The following is a 15,272-nucleotide window of genomic DNA, read 5'->3' as shown; positions in this document are numbered from 1 at the left end:
ACCGGGATGACGTCCGCTGCCGGAACGGATGCGGACAACGACAGACGAAACGTTTCTGACGCGGTGGGCGTCGTGGTGCTGGGAGCGTGCGCCGTGTGGCCGCTGCTCTCGGCTGCCGGGCGTGACGGACGGCCCGAGGGCGTACTGCTGGCGGTGCTGGCCGTGGTCGTGCTCACCGCGGGCGCGGCGCTCACGGCACTGGCCGCGGTCTCCGCGGTCGGCAACGCCCTGAGTTTCACGACGGTGTCGGCGGGCGCGGGCCTGCTGGCGGGTCTGGCGACGGCCCGGCCATGGGTGGCGGGTGTCCCACCGAGTTGAAACCGACCTGCGCGGACGCCGACATCCATACGGCGGGCACACATGTGTCCGAGCCACACAGTCCCGTCGGCTACCTCAGCGCGCGGTGCCGGGTGTGATCGTCCGCAGGCGTTCCCTGATGACCCGGACCGCCGACTCGGCATTGTCCACCGTGATGGTGAAGGTGTGGCCGTCCCACAGGCGCAGCACGATGCCCTCGCCACGGCGGACGACGACGGCCGTGCCCTTCTCGGGCCGCCAGCGATAGCCCCAGCCGCCCCAGTTTCGCGGCGTGATCTGCGGGGTGAAGTCGGCGCCGGCCACATGGGAGAGCGGAATACGACGGCGCGGTACCCCTATATGGCCGCACCGGACTTCGAGGCACTCCTTGTCGAGCTTCAGATCGACATGCACGAAGGCGAGGGTGCCGAAGAGGACCAGCAGCCCGGCGGCGATGCAGCCCACGACCGACATCACCAGCGGCGCGATCCCCGAGGTCCAGGCCGAATCCACGGCCAGTTCGACGCCGAGCGCCATGCAGGCCGCGCCGACCAGCGCCATCAGCCACTGGACCCGGTTGGTGGCGCGCCCCGTCCAGACATCCGGGTGCGGGGCGTCCTCGTCCGGGGAGCGGTCGTGGGGGTGGTCCCTCATGTCTACGAGATTACTCACGTTTCGCTGCGCGGGCACCGCGTCGCGGAGGGTGACTGCTCACATCGGCGGTATCCGCGGCCCCGGAGGGTTCACTGGGAGGCGGCGTGGCTGGCCGTTCGCAGCAGGCGGGCCTCGGCGTAACCGAGCGCGGCCTCCGGGAGCTCGCCCTCGCGGCCGTTGAGCAGCACCGTCACCGTCCCGGTGGCCGGTGCGTCGGGGGCGGGCTGCGCACCGATCCGGCGCAGCGCCTGGGCGGCCACCGCCCCGGCGGAGCCGTGCAGGACGACGGGCGCGGCGCCGGGGCGCTGCACGGCGGCGCGGATACGTTCCGCCAGGAGTTCGTAATGGGTGCAGCCCAGGACGACGGTCGTCACGTCGTCCGGTGTGAGCTCGGCCGCCGCGCTCACGGCGGCGTCGACGGCCGCCTGGTCGGCGTGTTCCACGGCCTCGGCGAGGCCCCAGCAGGGCACCTCGGTGACCGGCACGCCGTCGGCGAAGGACGCGATGAGGCCCCGCTGGTACGCGCTGCCGGTGGTCGCGGGGGTCGCCCAGATCGCGACGGGGCCGCCGCCGGCCGCGGCCGGCTTGATGGCCGGGACGGTGCCGATGACGGGGATGCCGGGTTCCAGGCGGGCGCGCAGTGCCGACAGGGAGTTCACGGTCGCCGTGTTGCAGCCGATGATCAGCGCGTCGGGCCGGCGGGCGGCGGCGGCCTCGGCGACGGCCATGGCGCGCTCGGTGATGCCCTCGGGGGTGCGTGGCCCCCAGGGCATGCCCTCGGGGTCGAAGGAGAGGACCAGATCGGCGTCGGGGCGCAGCCGTCGTACCGCTGCGGTGGCCGCCAGCAGGCCGATGCCGGAGTCGATGAGCGCGATCTTCACCCGGCCACGATAGACGATGGGCCGTTGGTGGCAGGTCCCATGGGGCAGACTGCGCGGGTGAGCGCCATCGTGTGGACCGCCGCCGTATCCCTCGCCGCCTGGCTGTGGCTGCTGCTCTGCCAGGGGTTCTTCTGGCGCACCGACGTCCGGCTGCCGCCCCGGGGCGATCTCGGGGAGTGGCCGGATGTGTGCCTGGTCGTGCCGGCCCGGGACGAGGCGGCCGTGCTGCCCCTGAGTCTGCCGTCGCTGCTGGCGCAGGACTACCCGGGACGGGCGGAGGTGTTCCTGGTGGACGACGGCAGCACGGACGGCACCGGGGAACTGGCCCGGGAGCTGGCCGCGCGCCACGGCGGGCTGCCGCTGACCGTGGCCTCGCCCGGCGAGCCCCCGGCCGGTTGGACGGGCAAACTGTGGGCGGTACGGCACGGCATCTCGCTGGCACGCGCGCGTGGCCCCGAGTATCTGCTACTGACGGACGCGGACATCGCACACGAGCCGGACAGCCTGCGGCTGCTGGTGGCGGCGGCGCGCACCGGGGGCTTCGACGTGGTCTCGCAGATGGCCCGGCTGCGGGTGGCGAGCCTGTGGGAGCGGCTGGTGGTCCCCGCGTTCGTCTACTTCTTCGCCCAGCTGTACCCGTTCCGCCGGATCGGCCGGAAGGGGTCGCGTACGGCGGCCGCGGCGGGCGGCTGTGTGCTGTTGCGCGCCGACACGGCGGAGAAGGCGCGCATCCCGGACGCGATCCGGGACGCCGTGATCGACGACGTGGCGCTCGCCCGCACGGTGAAGGGTTCCGGCGGGCACATCTGGCTGGGGCTCGCGGACCGGGTGGACAGTGTGCGGCCCTATCCCCGCCTGCACGACCTGTGGCGGATGGTCTCCCGCAGCGCGTACGCGCAGCTGCGGCACAATCCGCTGCTGCTCTTCGGCACGGTGGTAGGTCTCGCGCTGGTGTACCTGGTGCCCCCGGCCGCGGTGCTGACGGGAGCGGTCACCGGCAACGCGGCGGCGGCGCTCGTCGGTGCGGGGGCCTGGCTGGTGATGACGGCGACGTACGTGCCGATGCTCCGCTACTACCGGCAGCCGCTCCGGCTCGCCCCCCTGCTGCCGTTCACCGCGTTTCTCTATCTCCTGATGACGGTCGACTCGGCAGTACAGCACTACCGCGGGCGCGGGGCGGCCTGGAAGGGCCGTACGTACGCGCGTCCCGGCGCCGTGGCCGACGAGGGCTGATCCGCTCCCTCACGGTCACTTGCGGCCGGGGGTCCAGTTCATGCCCCAGCCGTACGCCCGGTCGACGGTCCGCTGCGGGCTCACCCCGCGATCCGGCACCAGATAGCGCGCCTCGCGCTGTACGACCAGGTCACCGCCGGTGTTGGTGAGCAGGGCGAGCGCGCACACGGTCGAGGGGACCGTGCACTCGTCCAGGGAGAAGTCGATCGGGGCGCCGTGCTGGGGCTGGAGGGTGACGGTGGCGTGCAGGTCGGCGAAGGACCTGGCGCCCTGGTAGATGGTCACGAAGATCAGGATGCGCCGGAAGTCCTGTTTGTGGTCGAGGTTGACGGTGAGGTTCTCACCGCTCGCCACGGCACCGGTACGGTCGTCGCCGTCGAGATGGATGTACGGCGGCCTGCCGAGCGAGCCGAAGGCGTTGCCCAGTGCCTGGACGACGCCCTTGCGGCCGTCGGCGAGCTCGTACAGGGCGCACAGGTCGAGATCGAGGTCGGACCCGCCGTGCCGGCCGCCCCAGCCGCCCGGGGACTGCTTGCGGACCTGCCAGTTGAGGTTGACGCGCAGCGCGCCCGAGGTGCCGCCCTGTTTGGCCAGGGAGACGGAGGGCGCCGCCTTGGTCAGCGTCACCTTGGACAGGCGCACGGGCGCGGCCGGCGGGGGCGGCGGGACGGGCAGGCCGCCGGAGGTCGGCGCCGGGTGCTGCGGGAAGGGGAGGCTGCCGGGCGGCGGGGGCACCGGGGCGGCGAGGGGCGCGGTCACCGTGGGCGTGACGGCCGGGGCGGCCTGGGGCACGGGCGGGGACACCGGGTGCTGTGGTTCGTCCACCGAGATCCCGAAGTCGGTGGCGAGCCCTTCGAGCCCGCTGCTGTAGCCCTGTCCCACGGCCCGGAATTTCCAGCCGCCCTGGCGCCGGTACAACTCACCGAGGACGAAAGCGGTTTCCACCGTGGCGCCGGCACTGTCGAACCGGGCGACCACATTCCCGTCCGCCGCGTCCCGCACCTCGATGTAGAGACCGGGGACCTGGCCGAACGTTCCGCCGTCGGCGGAGGCCGCCAGGACGATCTTCTCGATCGGGGCCTCCACGCGCGCGAGGTCGACGAAAAGGGTGTCGGTGACCTGGCCGCCGGAGTGCCGTTTGCCCTCGTGGCGGACCGCGCCGGAGGCGTGTGCGGGCTGGTTGTAGAAGACGAAGTCACCGTCGGAGCGCACTTTTCCGGCGACCAGCAGCAACGCCGAGGCGTCCGCGTCGGGGGCACCGGGACCGGAGCGCCAGCCCAATTCGACACGCAGTGCCGTGGTCGGCACCGGTGTATTGGATCCTTTCGACATTGTCATGTCCGCCCCCATCACGTCGGCATGCCGGGCGCGCCCGGCGGTCCCAGGTCATCCCTACCCGCACAACCTATTCCCGAGGACAGGGAAGTCCCATGAGCGGCACAGGAAGATCCCTGGCCAACCGCCGGTAACCAGCGCGGAACTCGGCCTTTACGCGATCAGAACGTCGATTGCCGTCCTTTTTTGCCGAGTTCGCTCGGATTGGGGATGCGGCGTCACTGCCGACACGGAAAACAACCCTCTTATCGGTCTCCCCAACCAGCACATCGTGGGCTTAACTTATGTGCCATGACCTCCCCCCGCTCCACCTATGGCGGCGGCTACTACTCCGCCTCCTTCCCGGACACTCCGATCTACGACTCCCTCGTGGCCGAGCGGGGCACCCCGCAGATCGCCCCGATCCGGGTCCCCCCCGCCTACGACGCGCCCAGCAGCCTGAACCTGCCCGCGCTCCCGTCGGCACTGCCCGCCCTCCCGGCGGGCCCCTCCCAGCCGGCCCCCGGCTACGGCTACCCGCAGATGCAGCAGCCCGCTCCGCTGCAGCAGGTGCCCACGGCGTACATCCCCCAGCAGGCGACGGCACCGCGCGGCTACCCGGGCCAGCAGCAGCCGCAGCCGCAGCGTCCGATGATGGGCGGCACCGGGTACGAGGCGATGCGCCCGGCGGCTCCGCGCCCCGCGCCGACGGCTCCGTACCAGGACCCGTACAACAACCAGCAACAGCAGCAGTACCGCGGCTACTGATCGGCATCCCCTGATGTCGGTGCCGCCCGGCACGATGACGTCATGGGGATCGCCGAACTGCGGTCGACGCTTGTACACCCGGTCAAGGCGCTCCGGGGCCTCTCGCCCCGGCAGGCCGTCGCAGAGCCCTGGAGGCCGGCCGGTGACCGACGCTGGGCTCTGATCGACGACGGGGGAAAGGTCGTCACCCAGCGCGCGCACCCGGGTCTGCACGCACCCTGCGCCTCGCGCGGACCGCCGCCGAGCTGCCGTCCGGTGGCGGCATCCGCCCGTCCGCGCCCGGGCAGGCCCCGCTGAAGGTTCCGGTCCCGGAGCCGGCAGCCACAGTGCCGTTGGCCGTCTTCGGCACGAACGGGGAGATACGAACGGGGAGGTACGAAGGGGGAGGCGGTCCTCGCGGCCGGGGCCTCGCATGCCTGGTGTGGCGACCATCTGGGAACCGCCACCCGCCACGTCCGCACAAACGCCCCCGCCGCCCGCTCGACCCGGACCACGCGCTGCCGGGCGAGGCCGTGCGCCTCGCCGACGGCCGTCCGCCGCTGATCACCGCGCAGGCCCCGCTCGACGCCCCCCTTCCTGATCGCACGGGGCGACCACGCCGGCTTGGGCCCGCCCGCTCCCCGTGAATCTCCCCCCGAGCCGGCTTCGACTCGGACCCGAGTGATCTCCGCCCCTGCGGGAACCCAAGCCCGCGGCCCGGTCGTTGGGGGTCGTGAGAAGTTCCTGAGAGCCCTTGCCGGGGGTGATTTCGCTCTCTCTTCGGCCGGGCTCGCGGATGAACGGCTCGGGCGGGGGTTATCACGGAGCGGAAGGGGGTGGTGGACGGTGCGAGCGATCCGCGGCCTGTGGCGTTGGCGGCGCAATCCGCTGCGCCGTGCGACCGACCTGGTCGAGGCCTGGGTGGCCCTGGTGGCGCTGCTGCTGATCGTGGTGGCCGCGCCCGTGCTCGGCTCGCTCGTCGGCGCGGCCGCCCAGGACACCCTCCAGCGGTCCGTCCGGCAGCAGCACCACGACCGGCATCTGGTCACGGCCACCGTCGTACGGAAGCTGAGCGGCTCCCTGGTCGAACCCGACCCCGACGCCACCAGCGCACACGACACCCGCAGCCGCGTCCTCGCCGACTGGACCGCCCCGGACGGCACCCGGCAGCACGGCGCGACCCTGACGACCATCAAGTCCCCGCACAAGGGCGACCACTTCGGTATCTGGACGGACCGGCACGGTCTGCTGGCGGCCCGCCCGCTGGACTCCGCCACCGCGACGACCCACGCCGTGCTGGCCGGGTTCGGCGCGACCCTGCTCACCGCGGGTCTGATCGACAGCGTCAGACGGATGATCGTCTGGCGTATGGTCCGTCGCAGATACGCACGTTGGGACCAGGCCTGGGACCGGGCGGGACCGGACTGGGGCAAGGCCGGCACCGGCAGCTGAGGGCCTTTCTCTCTCTGGTCAATGCACCGCCTCGGCGCACGCTACGGTGGACCGGCCGAAGCGCATTCGGTAACGACCCGCGCGCGAGCGGACCGCAGTGGCCGGACATCCTCCGAGGTGGCCGCCCCGAGGCGAGCAAGCGATCTGTACGACGAGGTGGGGGCTCAGCAACGCCATGGCACAGGGCACGGTCCAGGTGACGCACACCGGCACATCGAGGTGGCGGCGCCGCACGGGTGAGTACGCATCGCTCGCCGCCGCCCTGGAGGCCGCCGCGGACGGCGACGTCCTGACGGTCGCGCCCGGCACCTACCGGGAGAACCTCGTCGTCCAGCGCGCCGTGACGCTGCGCGGCCCGGAGGGCTCGCCCGGCTCGGTGCGCATCGCGCCCGCGGACGGGGTGCCGCTGACCGTACGGGCCTCGGCAGTCGTACAGGACCTGCACGTCGAGGGCCAGGACGCAGCCGCGCCCGCGCTGCTCGTCGAGGAGGGCACCCCCGAGCTGCTGGACATGCGGATCGTCACACGCTCCGCCGCCGGCATCGAGGTGCGCGGCGGCGCGCGGCCGACCGTGCGGCGCTGCACGGTGGACAACCCGGCCGGCATCGGCATCGCCGTACTCGACGGCGGCGGTGGCGTGTTCGAGGAGTGCGAGGTCGTGGCGGCCGGTCAGGCGGGCGTGGCGGTGCGCGGCGGCGGCCACCCACGGCTGGAGCGCTGCCGGATCCACCACGCCTCGGGCACGGGAGTGACGGCGACCGGTGAGAACTCCGCGCTGGAGGCAGTGGGTTGTGAGATCTACGAGGTGCGCGGCTCCGGCGTGCAGGTCACCGCACGGGCCACGGCGCACCTCACCGACTGCGATGTGCACCGCACCACCGCCGACGGCGTGACCCTCGACACCGACGCGGTACTCACCCTCGCCGACTGCCGGATCCACGACATCCCGGAGAACGCGGTCGACCTGCGTTCGCGCTCGGTGCTCACCCTGACGCGGACCACCGTGCGCCAGTTCGGGCGCAACGGGCTGTCGGTGTGGGATCCGGGCACCCGCGTGGACGCCAACCAGTGCGAGATCTTCGACAGCACGGGCGACTATCCCGCGGTGTGGGTCAGCGACGGCGCCACCGTGGTCCTGGACTCCTGCCGGGTGCACGACGTACCGGACGCGCTGTTCGTGCTGGACCGCGGCTCCCGCGCGGACGTCGTCGACAGCGACCTCTCCCAGGTGCGCAACACAGCGGTGTCGGTGAGCGACGGGGCGACCGCGCAGCTGGACGACTGCCGGATCCGGGACGCGGCCACCGGAGCCTGGTTCCGCGACCACGGCAGCGGTGGCACCCTCAACAACTGCACGGTGGACGGCACCCAGACCGGAGTGATCGTCACCAAGGGCGCCGACCCGGCCATCGAGCGCTGCACGGTGGACTCCCCCGCCGAGGCGGGCTTCTATGTGTCGGCGGGCGGCCGCGGCACCTTCCAGAACTGCCGGGTCACCGGCAGCGGCGGCTACGGCTTCCATGTGATCGACGGCTGCCGTACGACGCTGCGCAAGTGCCGTACGGAGCGGTGCGCACGCGGCGGTTACGAGTTCGCCGACGGCGGCCCGGACGCGGGCTCCGGCACCGGCCCGGTGGTGGAGGACTGCACCAGCGACGAGAGCGGCAGCCTGCGCCCTCCCGCGGCGCACGAGCCGGCCGTGCAGACCGCACACCAGAGCGCCGGCCTGCTGGGCGCGATCCCCGGCCAGCGCAGCACCGAACAGGAACCGCTCCTCGCCCCCGCCGCACCCGAGGAGCCGGCCCGCACCTCCAAGGCGGTGCTCGGTGAACTCGACGCACTGGTCGGCCTGGAGAGCGTCAAGCGCGAGGTCCGTGCGCTGACCGACATGATCGAGGTCGGCCGGCGCCGTCAGCAGGCCGGTCTGAAGGCCGCCTCGGTCAAGCGGCACCTGGTGTTCACGGGCTCCCCCGGCACCGGAAAGACGACGGTCGCCCGGCTCTACGGCGAGATCCTCGCCTCCCTCGGAGTGCTGGAGAAAGGCCATCTGGTCGAGGTGTCCCGGGTCGACCTGGTCGGTGAGCACATCGGTTCCACGGCGATCCGCACCCAGGAGGCGTTCCAACGGGCGCACGGCGGTGTGCTGTTCATCGACGAGGCGTACGCGCTGTCGCCGGAGGACGCGGGGCGGGACTTCGGCAAGGAGGCCATCGACACGCTGGTGAAGCTGATGGAGGACCACCGGGACGCCGTGGTGGTGATCGTCGCGGGCTACACGGAGGAGATGGAGCGCTTCCTCTCGATCAACCCCGGCGTGGCGTCCCGGTTCTCCCGGACCATCACCTTCAGCGACTACGGCCCGGACGAACTCCTGCGGATCGTGGAACAGCAGGCCGACGAGCACGAGTACCGGCTGGCGCCGGGCGCCTTCGAGGCGCTGCGGACGTACTTCACGGTGCTCCCCAAGGGCCCCGCGTTCGGCAACGGCCGTACCGCCCGGCAGACGTTCGAGGCGATGGTCGAACGGCACGCGAGCCGGGTCGCCCAGCTCGCCGACCCGAGCACCGACGACCTCACCCTGCTGTACGCGGAGGACCTTCCGGAACTCACCTGATCAGCCCGCCGGTTGCGGCCGCTGCCCGGGCAGTTCCGGGCGCAGCCGGGCCAGCAGCCGTTCCCGTTCCTCGGCGAAGACCGGGTCCGCCTGGTAGTCGGAGTGGCCCAGGATCGGGGCCGGGAGCGGGTGTCCCGGGGTGCGTCCGTAGGCGAGGGGGTCCTTCAGGGGCGTGTGGTCGACGGCCGGGCCGTCGCCGTCGGCGATCCGCACCGGGCCGCCGATGGGGTCGGTGAGGCGGTAGAGGTTGCGCCAGCAGGCGACCTCGCGGTGCAGGGAGCCGAGTTCGGCCGGGCCGAAGTGGGCGGGGAACCAACGGCCGTAGAGGCGCTCCAGCGGGGAGCCGTAGGTCAGCAGGGCGACCCGTTTGCGCACCGACGGGGTCAGCTGCCAGGCCGCCGCGGCCGCGAGGACGCTGCCCTGGGAGTGGCCCGAGATGACCAGCCGGCCGCCGGTGCGGCGGGTCCAGGTGTCCATGCGCCAGGTCAGGTCGGGGACCGCGCGCTCGGCGTAGCAGGGCGGGGCGAAGGGATGGGCGGCGCGCGGCCAGAAGGTGCCGACGTCCCAGAGGATGCCGATGGTGCGCCGGGCGGCGGCGTCCTTGTAGGCGCGCCGGCCCCAGGTGACGAAGAGTATGAAGCCGAGCCCGACCAGCCAGGAGCCGAGCGCCTGGGATGCCTGGGCCGCGCCGTGCACCAGGGCGTAGGTCCGGTCGGCGGCCGCGTCCGGTGTCTTCCCGGTGGCGAGCGCGCCCACCAGCGCCCCGGCGCCCAGCACCAGCGTCGCGGCGCACAGCACGGTGACGACGAGCGGCGTCCGGTCGGTGAGGGCCGCCATGGCACGGACCCCGGCGATACGGCGGGTGCGTGCTGTGTCCTCCAGCTCGCCGGCGTGGTCGAGGCCGACGGCGGCGCGTTCGGCGTGGCCGAGCCGCGAGGTGCGCCAGGAGAGGCAGGCGACCGCGGCGAGCAGCACCACGAGGACGGGCGGGATCGCGGAGGCCTGCCAGGTCAGCAGTACCGGCGGCCCGGCGATGGAGGTTCCGGTGCCGTCCAGCCAGTCGGAGACCCGCTGGGCGACCCCGCCCGAGATCACCCCGCCCAGCGCGCAGGCGAGCAGCGCGACCGCGGGGCCGCCGAGACCGCGCATCGTGGCACGTGGATCGGGGAGCCGGCGGTGCAGGTAGTGGGCGACGGCCCCGAGGACGATCACCAGCACGCCCTGGGCCAACACCAGGCCGCCGAAGGCCGGATCCCCGGCGAGCCGCCCCACGGAGCGCCATCCCGGCCGGGACCAGCCGGCGTACAGCGCGACGAGGACCAGCAGGGCGAGCGTGCCGAGCGGCAGGCGTCGTACCAGCCGCCGGTCGAGCTCCTGGTCGAGGAGGTTCTCGCTGCGGCCCCGGCGGCAGACCACCCACACCGCGGCGACCGCCAGGGCGGCCAGTGCACCGGACAGCAGCCACCCGGTCGCGTCGAGTACGGCGGGTCCGCCGGCCCGGCGGTCGAAGGCGGCCGCCGGTGCGAGGACCGCGGCGGCGACGGTGAGCAGGCCCGCCGTGGTGTGGGCGGCGCGCAGCCGGGCCACCAGCCGGCGCCCGTACCAGAAGCCGGGGCTGCCGAGGGAGGTGTGCCCGGGTTCGGCGTCGTGGGCCAGGGGCCGGGTGGACTCGTAGGCGCTCCAGGTGCGGTGCGAGAGGTACCAGAGCAGGCCGGTCAGCGCGGTGGGTACCAGGGCGGCCAGGGCGAGCCGGCGTCCGGGGGCGCTCCACCAGCCGCCGGCGGAGCCGGTGGGTGAGAAGAAAACGAGCCAGGAGTGCCGGCGGGCACAGGCGGTGACGCCCGCGCACTGCCAGGCGGCCAGGTCCAGGGCGACCTCGCAGGCGGCGGCGACCAGCAGCACCGTCAGGGTGAGCCCGGCGAGCCGGACCAGCAGGCCGTAGACGCGGACGGTGCGCGGCCGGTCCTGGGCGGCGGGGCGCATCCAGTGGGCGAGGTTGACGACCATGAACGGCAGGAGCAGCAGCCATAGGGCGCGGGAGGCGTTGCCGGAGGTGAGGTTGCACCAGACGTACGCCTCGGGCACCGGGCGGTCGCCGTAGTCGCCGGGCCGGGACTCGGCGTCGACGTCCACCGCGCGCCGGAAGACGGCCGCCGTGTCGTCGCCGGTGATCCGCACCGTGCGCGGGTCACCGAGCATCTTCTCGGGCGTGCTGCCGCCGACGCCATGCACCAGCAGTTCCAGGTCGATCTCCGGCACGGCGGACCGCTCGACGGATTCGCGCCTCCCGCCGATGTGCCGCTGGACAGAACCGCCCTGCCCGGCCGCCGGCCGCTCCGCGGGGGCGTCGGCGGTACGTTCCCGTGCGCGTTCCACTCTTCGCCCACTTCCCCCGTGACGCGCCGATGGTCTGTGTCCGTGCGGGCTTCAGGATCTCCGATTCCGATGTGACACACACCACTCGCCACGGAATCTCCCCGTTGTGTGTGACACCTGAGGGAACACGTGGTGACCGAATGACATGTGCGCACCGACACAGGGAGTGGCGCAACCGGAGTGGTCCCGTGAAAGGATGGGGCGCCCACGCACCGGAGCCGGGCGGAATGTCCTGGTCGGAGCCGGTACGCAGGGCGTGTCGGACGGCTTGAGGCGAGAGGACCGGAGCGTACGTGAGCGAGAACCAGAACCTCCTCGCGGAGCAGCGCCGCGCCCTGATCCTGGACGAGGTCCGGCGCCGGGGTGGCGTTCGGGTCAACGAGCTGACCCGCAAGCTCGGTGTGTCGGACATGACCGTACGCCGGGACCTGGACGCGCTGGCCCGGCAGGGCGTGCTGGAGAAGGTGCACGGCGGTGCGGTGCCGGTGGTCGAGGCGAGCACGCACGAACCGGGGTTCGAGGCCAAGTCGGGGCTGGAGCTGACCGCCAAGGAGGACATCGCCCGGGCCGCCGCGGAGCTGGTCGTGCCGGGTACCGCGATCGCCCTGTCCGGCGGTACGACGACGTACGCACTGGCCCATCAGCTCCTTGAGGTACCCGACCTGACCGTGGTGACCAACTCGGTGCGGGTCGCGGACGTCTTCCACGCGGCGCAGCGGGTCTCCGGGCAGCGGCAGGGCGCGGCGACCGTCGTCCTGACCGGCGGGGTGCGCACCCCGTCCGACTCGCTGGTCGGCCCGGTGGCCGACCAGGCGATCGGAGCGCTCCACTTCGACCTGCTGTTCCTGGGTGTGCACGGCATATCGGTCGAGGCCGGCCTGTCCACGCCGAACCTCGCGGAGGCGGAGACCAACCGCCGCCTGGTGCAGTCGGCCCGGCGGGTCGTGGTGGTCGCCGACCACACCAAGTGGGGCACGGTCGGCCTGAGTTCGTTCGCCAAGCTGGAGCAGGTCGACACGCTGATCACGGACGCCGGGCTGCCGGCCGGGGCGCGTGCGGAGATCTCCGAGCACCTGCGCCGGCTGGTGGTGGCGGGCGAAACCGACTGAGGGTACAGACAGCTGACGGGCCGTCAGCTACCTTTTCGGGACAGCGTCTCACGAGGAGGTCGGCCCGGTGGCTCACCAACTGCGCCCGGTGGGACTCGACTTCGTCGAGACCGCACCCGTACGGCTCGTGTTCGGACGGGAGATGACGGCAGCGCCTCGGACGGTCTTCCGGGCCCTGGCGGAGGACGTGCCCGGCTGGTCGCAGTGGCTCACAGGGGTGAAGTCGGTCCGTCCGACGGAGCACGGCCGCCAGGTGCGGCTCCGAGGCGGCGTGCGCTTCGAGGAGACGGTGCTCGCGGCACAGGCGCCCGAGGTGTACGCCTACCGGGTGGACCTGGCGAACGTACCGGGTGCCCGCGGATGGCTGGAGGAGTGGCGTCTTGTGCCGTCCGGCACCGGGACGCGGGTGCGGATGACGTTCGCACTGGACGGTACGCCGCTGTTCCGGGCGATGTGTCGGCTGGCGGCGCCGGGCATGGGCCGGGCGATCCGCGAAGGGATACGCGCCTTGGACAGAAGGCTGTGAACGCCGCGATCCGGAGCGGCACTTCGGGGACGCGGGGCCGTGTCGGACAGCGGCTTCGCCGTGCGGGCGCGACCAGCCCTGTACGCCCCGAAGCTTCAGGCGGCCCGCGGCACCCCCGTCATTCCGGCCACACCCCGCTCGCCAGCAGGCTCTCGATCGCGGCCGCATAGGGAGCGATGTCGAGCCCCTGCTCCTCCAGCCAGGAATCCGAGTAGTACTTGTCGAGATACCGGTCCCCCGGATCGCACAGCAGCGTCACCACGCTCCCGGTGCGCCCCGCCGCCACCATCTCGGACACGATCTTCAGCGCGCTCCACAGGCCGGTCCCGGTGGAACCGCCCGCCTTCCGCCCGATCGCCCGCTCCAGCGCCCGCACCGCCGCCACGCTCGCCGCGTCCGGCACCTTCATCATCCGGTCGACGGCCCCGGGCACGAAGCTCGGTTCCATCCGCGGCCGTCCGATGCCCTCGATCCGCGACCCGCAGTCGCAGGTGACGTCCGGATCGCCGGTGGTCCAGCCCTCGAAGAAGCAGGAGTTCTCGGGGTCGGCGACACAGATCCGGGTATCGCGCAGGGTGTAGTGGACGTAGCGCGCGAGGGTCGCGGACGTACCGCCGGTCCCTGCCGTGGCGACGATCCACGCCGGCTCCGGGAACCGCTCCAACTCCAGCTGGCGGAAGATGGATTCGGCGATGTTGTTGTTGCCGCGCCAGTCCGTGGCCCGTTCGGCGTAGGTGAACTGGTCCATGTAGTGGCCGCCGGTCTCCACCGCGAGGCGCGCGGATTCCTCGTACATCTTCCGGGAGTCGTCCACGAAGTGGCACTGCCCGCCGTGGAACTCGATGAGCCGGCACTTCTCGGAGCTGGTGGTGCGCGGCATGACGGCGATGAAGGGAACGCCGATCAGCTTGGCGAAGTACGCCTCGGAGACCGCCGTCGAGCCGCTGGACGCCTCGATCACGGGACGGCCCGGCCGGATCCAGCCATTGCACAGACCGTAGAGGAAGAGCGAGCGGGCCAGCCGGTGCTTGAGGCTTCCTGTGGGATGGGTCGACTCGTCCTTGAGATAGAGGTCGATGCCCCACGCCTCGGGCAGCGGGAAACGCAGCAGATGGGTGTCCGCCGAGCGGTTCGCGTCCGCCTGGACTTTGCGGACGGCTTCTTTGAGCCAGTCGCGGTACTCGGCGTCGCTGTGGTCGACATCGAGGGTGGCGCCGGTTCGGATCTGCGGGGTGGTGCTCACGGCGGGCTCCTTGCGCTGGGCGCCGAACGGCGTCCGAGTGTGGCCGACGCACCGATCATAGACATCTTTCTCATAGCTTCTCACCTGCATAAACGCATCTTTGAGCGCCTCAAAGGCCCCCTGGGGAACAGTGGCTCGAATCCTTCGGGGGGCGCATTGCCGCGAGTGCTCCGGGCGCCCGCCGCCCGGCGTCCCGTGCGCACTGGTGCTCCTCGTCGAGGGCGGGCAGACTGCCACCGGACGGGACGAACGTCCCGAACGGGGGCGCACACTGGATCACAACACGAGCCGGAGCGCGCCGGCCGGGGGCCACAAGCTTGCGGGCCGGTGACCGAGGTACTCGAAAAGGGGCGGGGCAGGATGGCGGAGCCGGAGTTCACGGCGAAGGGCGTGCGGATCGACAAGCGGCTGCGTTCGCTCACCCGGGCCGGACAGGTCCGGATAAGCGACGGCAGGCTGCAGCTGCTGACCAGCTACGGCAGCGAGATCGACAGCGCGCCCGTACAGGCGGTACGGGCCTCGAAGCCATGGTTCGCGTCGGAGGACCGGGCCCTGGCCGACCTCAACGGCCAGCGCTACTCACTCACCCTGGGCGACCACGATCCGGCGCCGGGCGAGCCCGGGCCGCCCGCGGCGCGCCGCTTCATCGAGGCGGTACGGCGGGCTGCCGGGCGTGACCACTGAACCACGGCGAGTTGCGGGACCGTACGCACTGGGTCACGCTTGTCTCACGTCACTCTGGGTTTACCGGCGATAACGCTGCGAACCAGCCCGCCGGCCACGACAGCAGGCGGCCCCCTGGACGGCGGCACCCTGCTGGATCCGT

General features: G+C 72.5%; 14 protein-coding genes. 9 read left to right on the top strand and 5 right to left on the bottom strand.

The features are described 5' to 3' along the window. The first annotated feature begins 72 nt into the window (after window positions 1-72). The gene (locus ACWGJB_RS15835; protein ID WP_453380739.1) at window positions 73-318 is read left to right on the top strand and encodes a hypothetical protein; all 246 of its coding nucleotides are present in this window, start codon (window positions 73-75) and stop codon (window positions 316-318) included. Window positions 319-393: 75 nt separating this feature from the next. On the opposite strand, the gene ACWGJB_RS15830 is transcribed toward ACWGJB_RS15835, so the two are convergent. Then, window positions 394-951 carry a hypothetical protein gene (locus ACWGJB_RS15830; protein WP_453380738.1) on the bottom strand — a complete coding sequence of 186 codons (558 nt, stop codon included), beginning with the start codon at window positions 949-951 and terminating at the stop codon, window positions 394-396. 89 nt (window positions 952-1,040) lie between these two features. After that, the gene (locus tag ACWGJB_RS15825) at window positions 1,041-1,832 is read right to left on the bottom strand and encodes a glutamate racemase (RefSeq protein ID WP_453380737.1); all 792 of its coding nucleotides are present in this window, start codon (window positions 1,830-1,832) and stop codon (window positions 1,041-1,043) included. A gap of 39 nt (window positions 1,833-1,871) precedes the next feature. Here ACWGJB_RS15825 and ACWGJB_RS15820 point away from each other — a divergent pair, with 39 nt between their 5' ends. Beyond that, window positions 1,872-3,065 (top strand): glycosyltransferase, encoded by a 1,194-nt coding sequence (locus tag ACWGJB_RS15820; RefSeq protein ID WP_453380736.1) that lies wholly within the window; start codon window positions 1,872-1,874, stop codon window positions 3,063-3,065. Between the two features lie 15 nt (window positions 3,066-3,080). On the opposite strand, the gene ACWGJB_RS15815 is transcribed toward ACWGJB_RS15820, so the two are convergent. Continuing rightward, window positions 3,081-4,415 (bottom strand): TerD family protein, encoded by a 1,335-nt coding sequence (locus ACWGJB_RS15815; RefSeq protein WP_453381003.1) that lies wholly within the window; start codon window positions 4,413-4,415, stop codon window positions 3,081-3,083. 276 nt (window positions 4,416-4,691) lie between these two features. Here ACWGJB_RS15815 and ACWGJB_RS15810 point away from each other — a divergent pair, with 276 nt between their 5' ends. The 4 genes from ACWGJB_RS15810 to ACWGJB_RS15795 all read left to right on the top strand — a co-directional run bounded on the left by ACWGJB_RS15810 (window position 4,692) and on the right by ACWGJB_RS15795 (window position 9,192). After that, on the top strand, window positions 4,692-5,147 hold the full coding sequence (locus tag ACWGJB_RS15810; RefSeq protein ID WP_453380735.1) for a DUF6643 family protein: 456 nt from the start codon (window positions 4,692-4,694) through the stop codon (window positions 5,145-5,147). A gap of 42 nt (window positions 5,148-5,189) precedes the next feature. Next, window positions 5,190-5,444 (top strand): MOSC N-terminal beta barrel domain-containing protein, encoded by a 255-nt coding sequence (locus ACWGJB_RS15805; protein ID WP_453380734.1) that lies wholly within the window; start codon window positions 5,190-5,192, stop codon window positions 5,442-5,444. A gap of 528 nt (window positions 5,445-5,972) precedes the next feature. Next, window positions 5,973-6,578, top strand: a complete 606-nt coding sequence (locus ACWGJB_RS15800) for an Rv1733c family protein (RefSeq protein WP_453380733.1) — start codon at window positions 5,973-5,975, stop codon at window positions 6,576-6,578. Window positions 6,579-6,753: 175 nt separating this feature from the next. Beyond that, the gene (locus ACWGJB_RS15795; protein ID WP_453380732.1) at window positions 6,754-9,192 is read left to right on the top strand and encodes a right-handed parallel beta-helix repeat-containing protein; all 2,439 of its coding nucleotides are present in this window, start codon (window positions 6,754-6,756) and stop codon (window positions 9,190-9,192) included. Here the strand turns inward: ACWGJB_RS15795 and ACWGJB_RS15790 are convergent, their stop codons facing one another. Beyond that, complete coding sequence (locus ACWGJB_RS15790; RefSeq protein ID WP_453380731.1) at window positions 9,193-11,568, bottom strand: hypothetical protein; 2,376 nt, start codon at window positions 11,566-11,568, stop codon at window positions 9,193-9,195. 293 nt (window positions 11,569-11,861) lie between these two features. On the opposite strand from ACWGJB_RS15790, the gene ACWGJB_RS15785 reads away from it, so the two are divergent. Continuing rightward, entirely contained in the window at window positions 11,862-12,677 is an 816-nt protein-coding gene (locus ACWGJB_RS15785; RefSeq protein WP_453380730.1) for a DeoR/GlpR family DNA-binding transcription regulator, read from the top strand. Window positions 12,678-12,744: 67 nt separating this feature from the next. Further along, window positions 12,745-13,203: an SRPBCC family protein gene (locus tag ACWGJB_RS15780; protein WP_453380729.1), complete on the top strand. Its 459-nt coding sequence runs from the start codon at window positions 12,745-12,747 to the stop codon at window positions 13,201-13,203. Between the two features lie 118 nt (window positions 13,204-13,321). On the opposite strand, the gene ACWGJB_RS15775 is transcribed toward ACWGJB_RS15780, so the two are convergent. Continuing rightward, window positions 13,322-14,446, bottom strand: a complete 1,125-nt coding sequence (locus ACWGJB_RS15775) for a PLP-dependent cysteine synthase family protein (RefSeq protein ID WP_453380728.1) — start codon at window positions 14,444-14,446, stop codon at window positions 13,322-13,324. A 360-nt stretch (window positions 14,447-14,806) separates the two neighbouring features. Between ACWGJB_RS15775 and ACWGJB_RS15770 the strand changes: the two genes are divergently transcribed. Then, complete coding sequence (locus ACWGJB_RS15770) at window positions 14,807-15,130, top strand: hypothetical protein (protein WP_352222870.1); 324 nt, start codon at window positions 14,807-14,809, stop codon at window positions 15,128-15,130. The last annotated feature ends 142 nt before the right edge of the window (window positions 15,131-15,272 follow it).

The organism is Streptomyces sp. NPDC054813, assembly GCF_053611365.1.
This window is presented reverse-complemented; position numbering and strand designations above follow the sequence as displayed.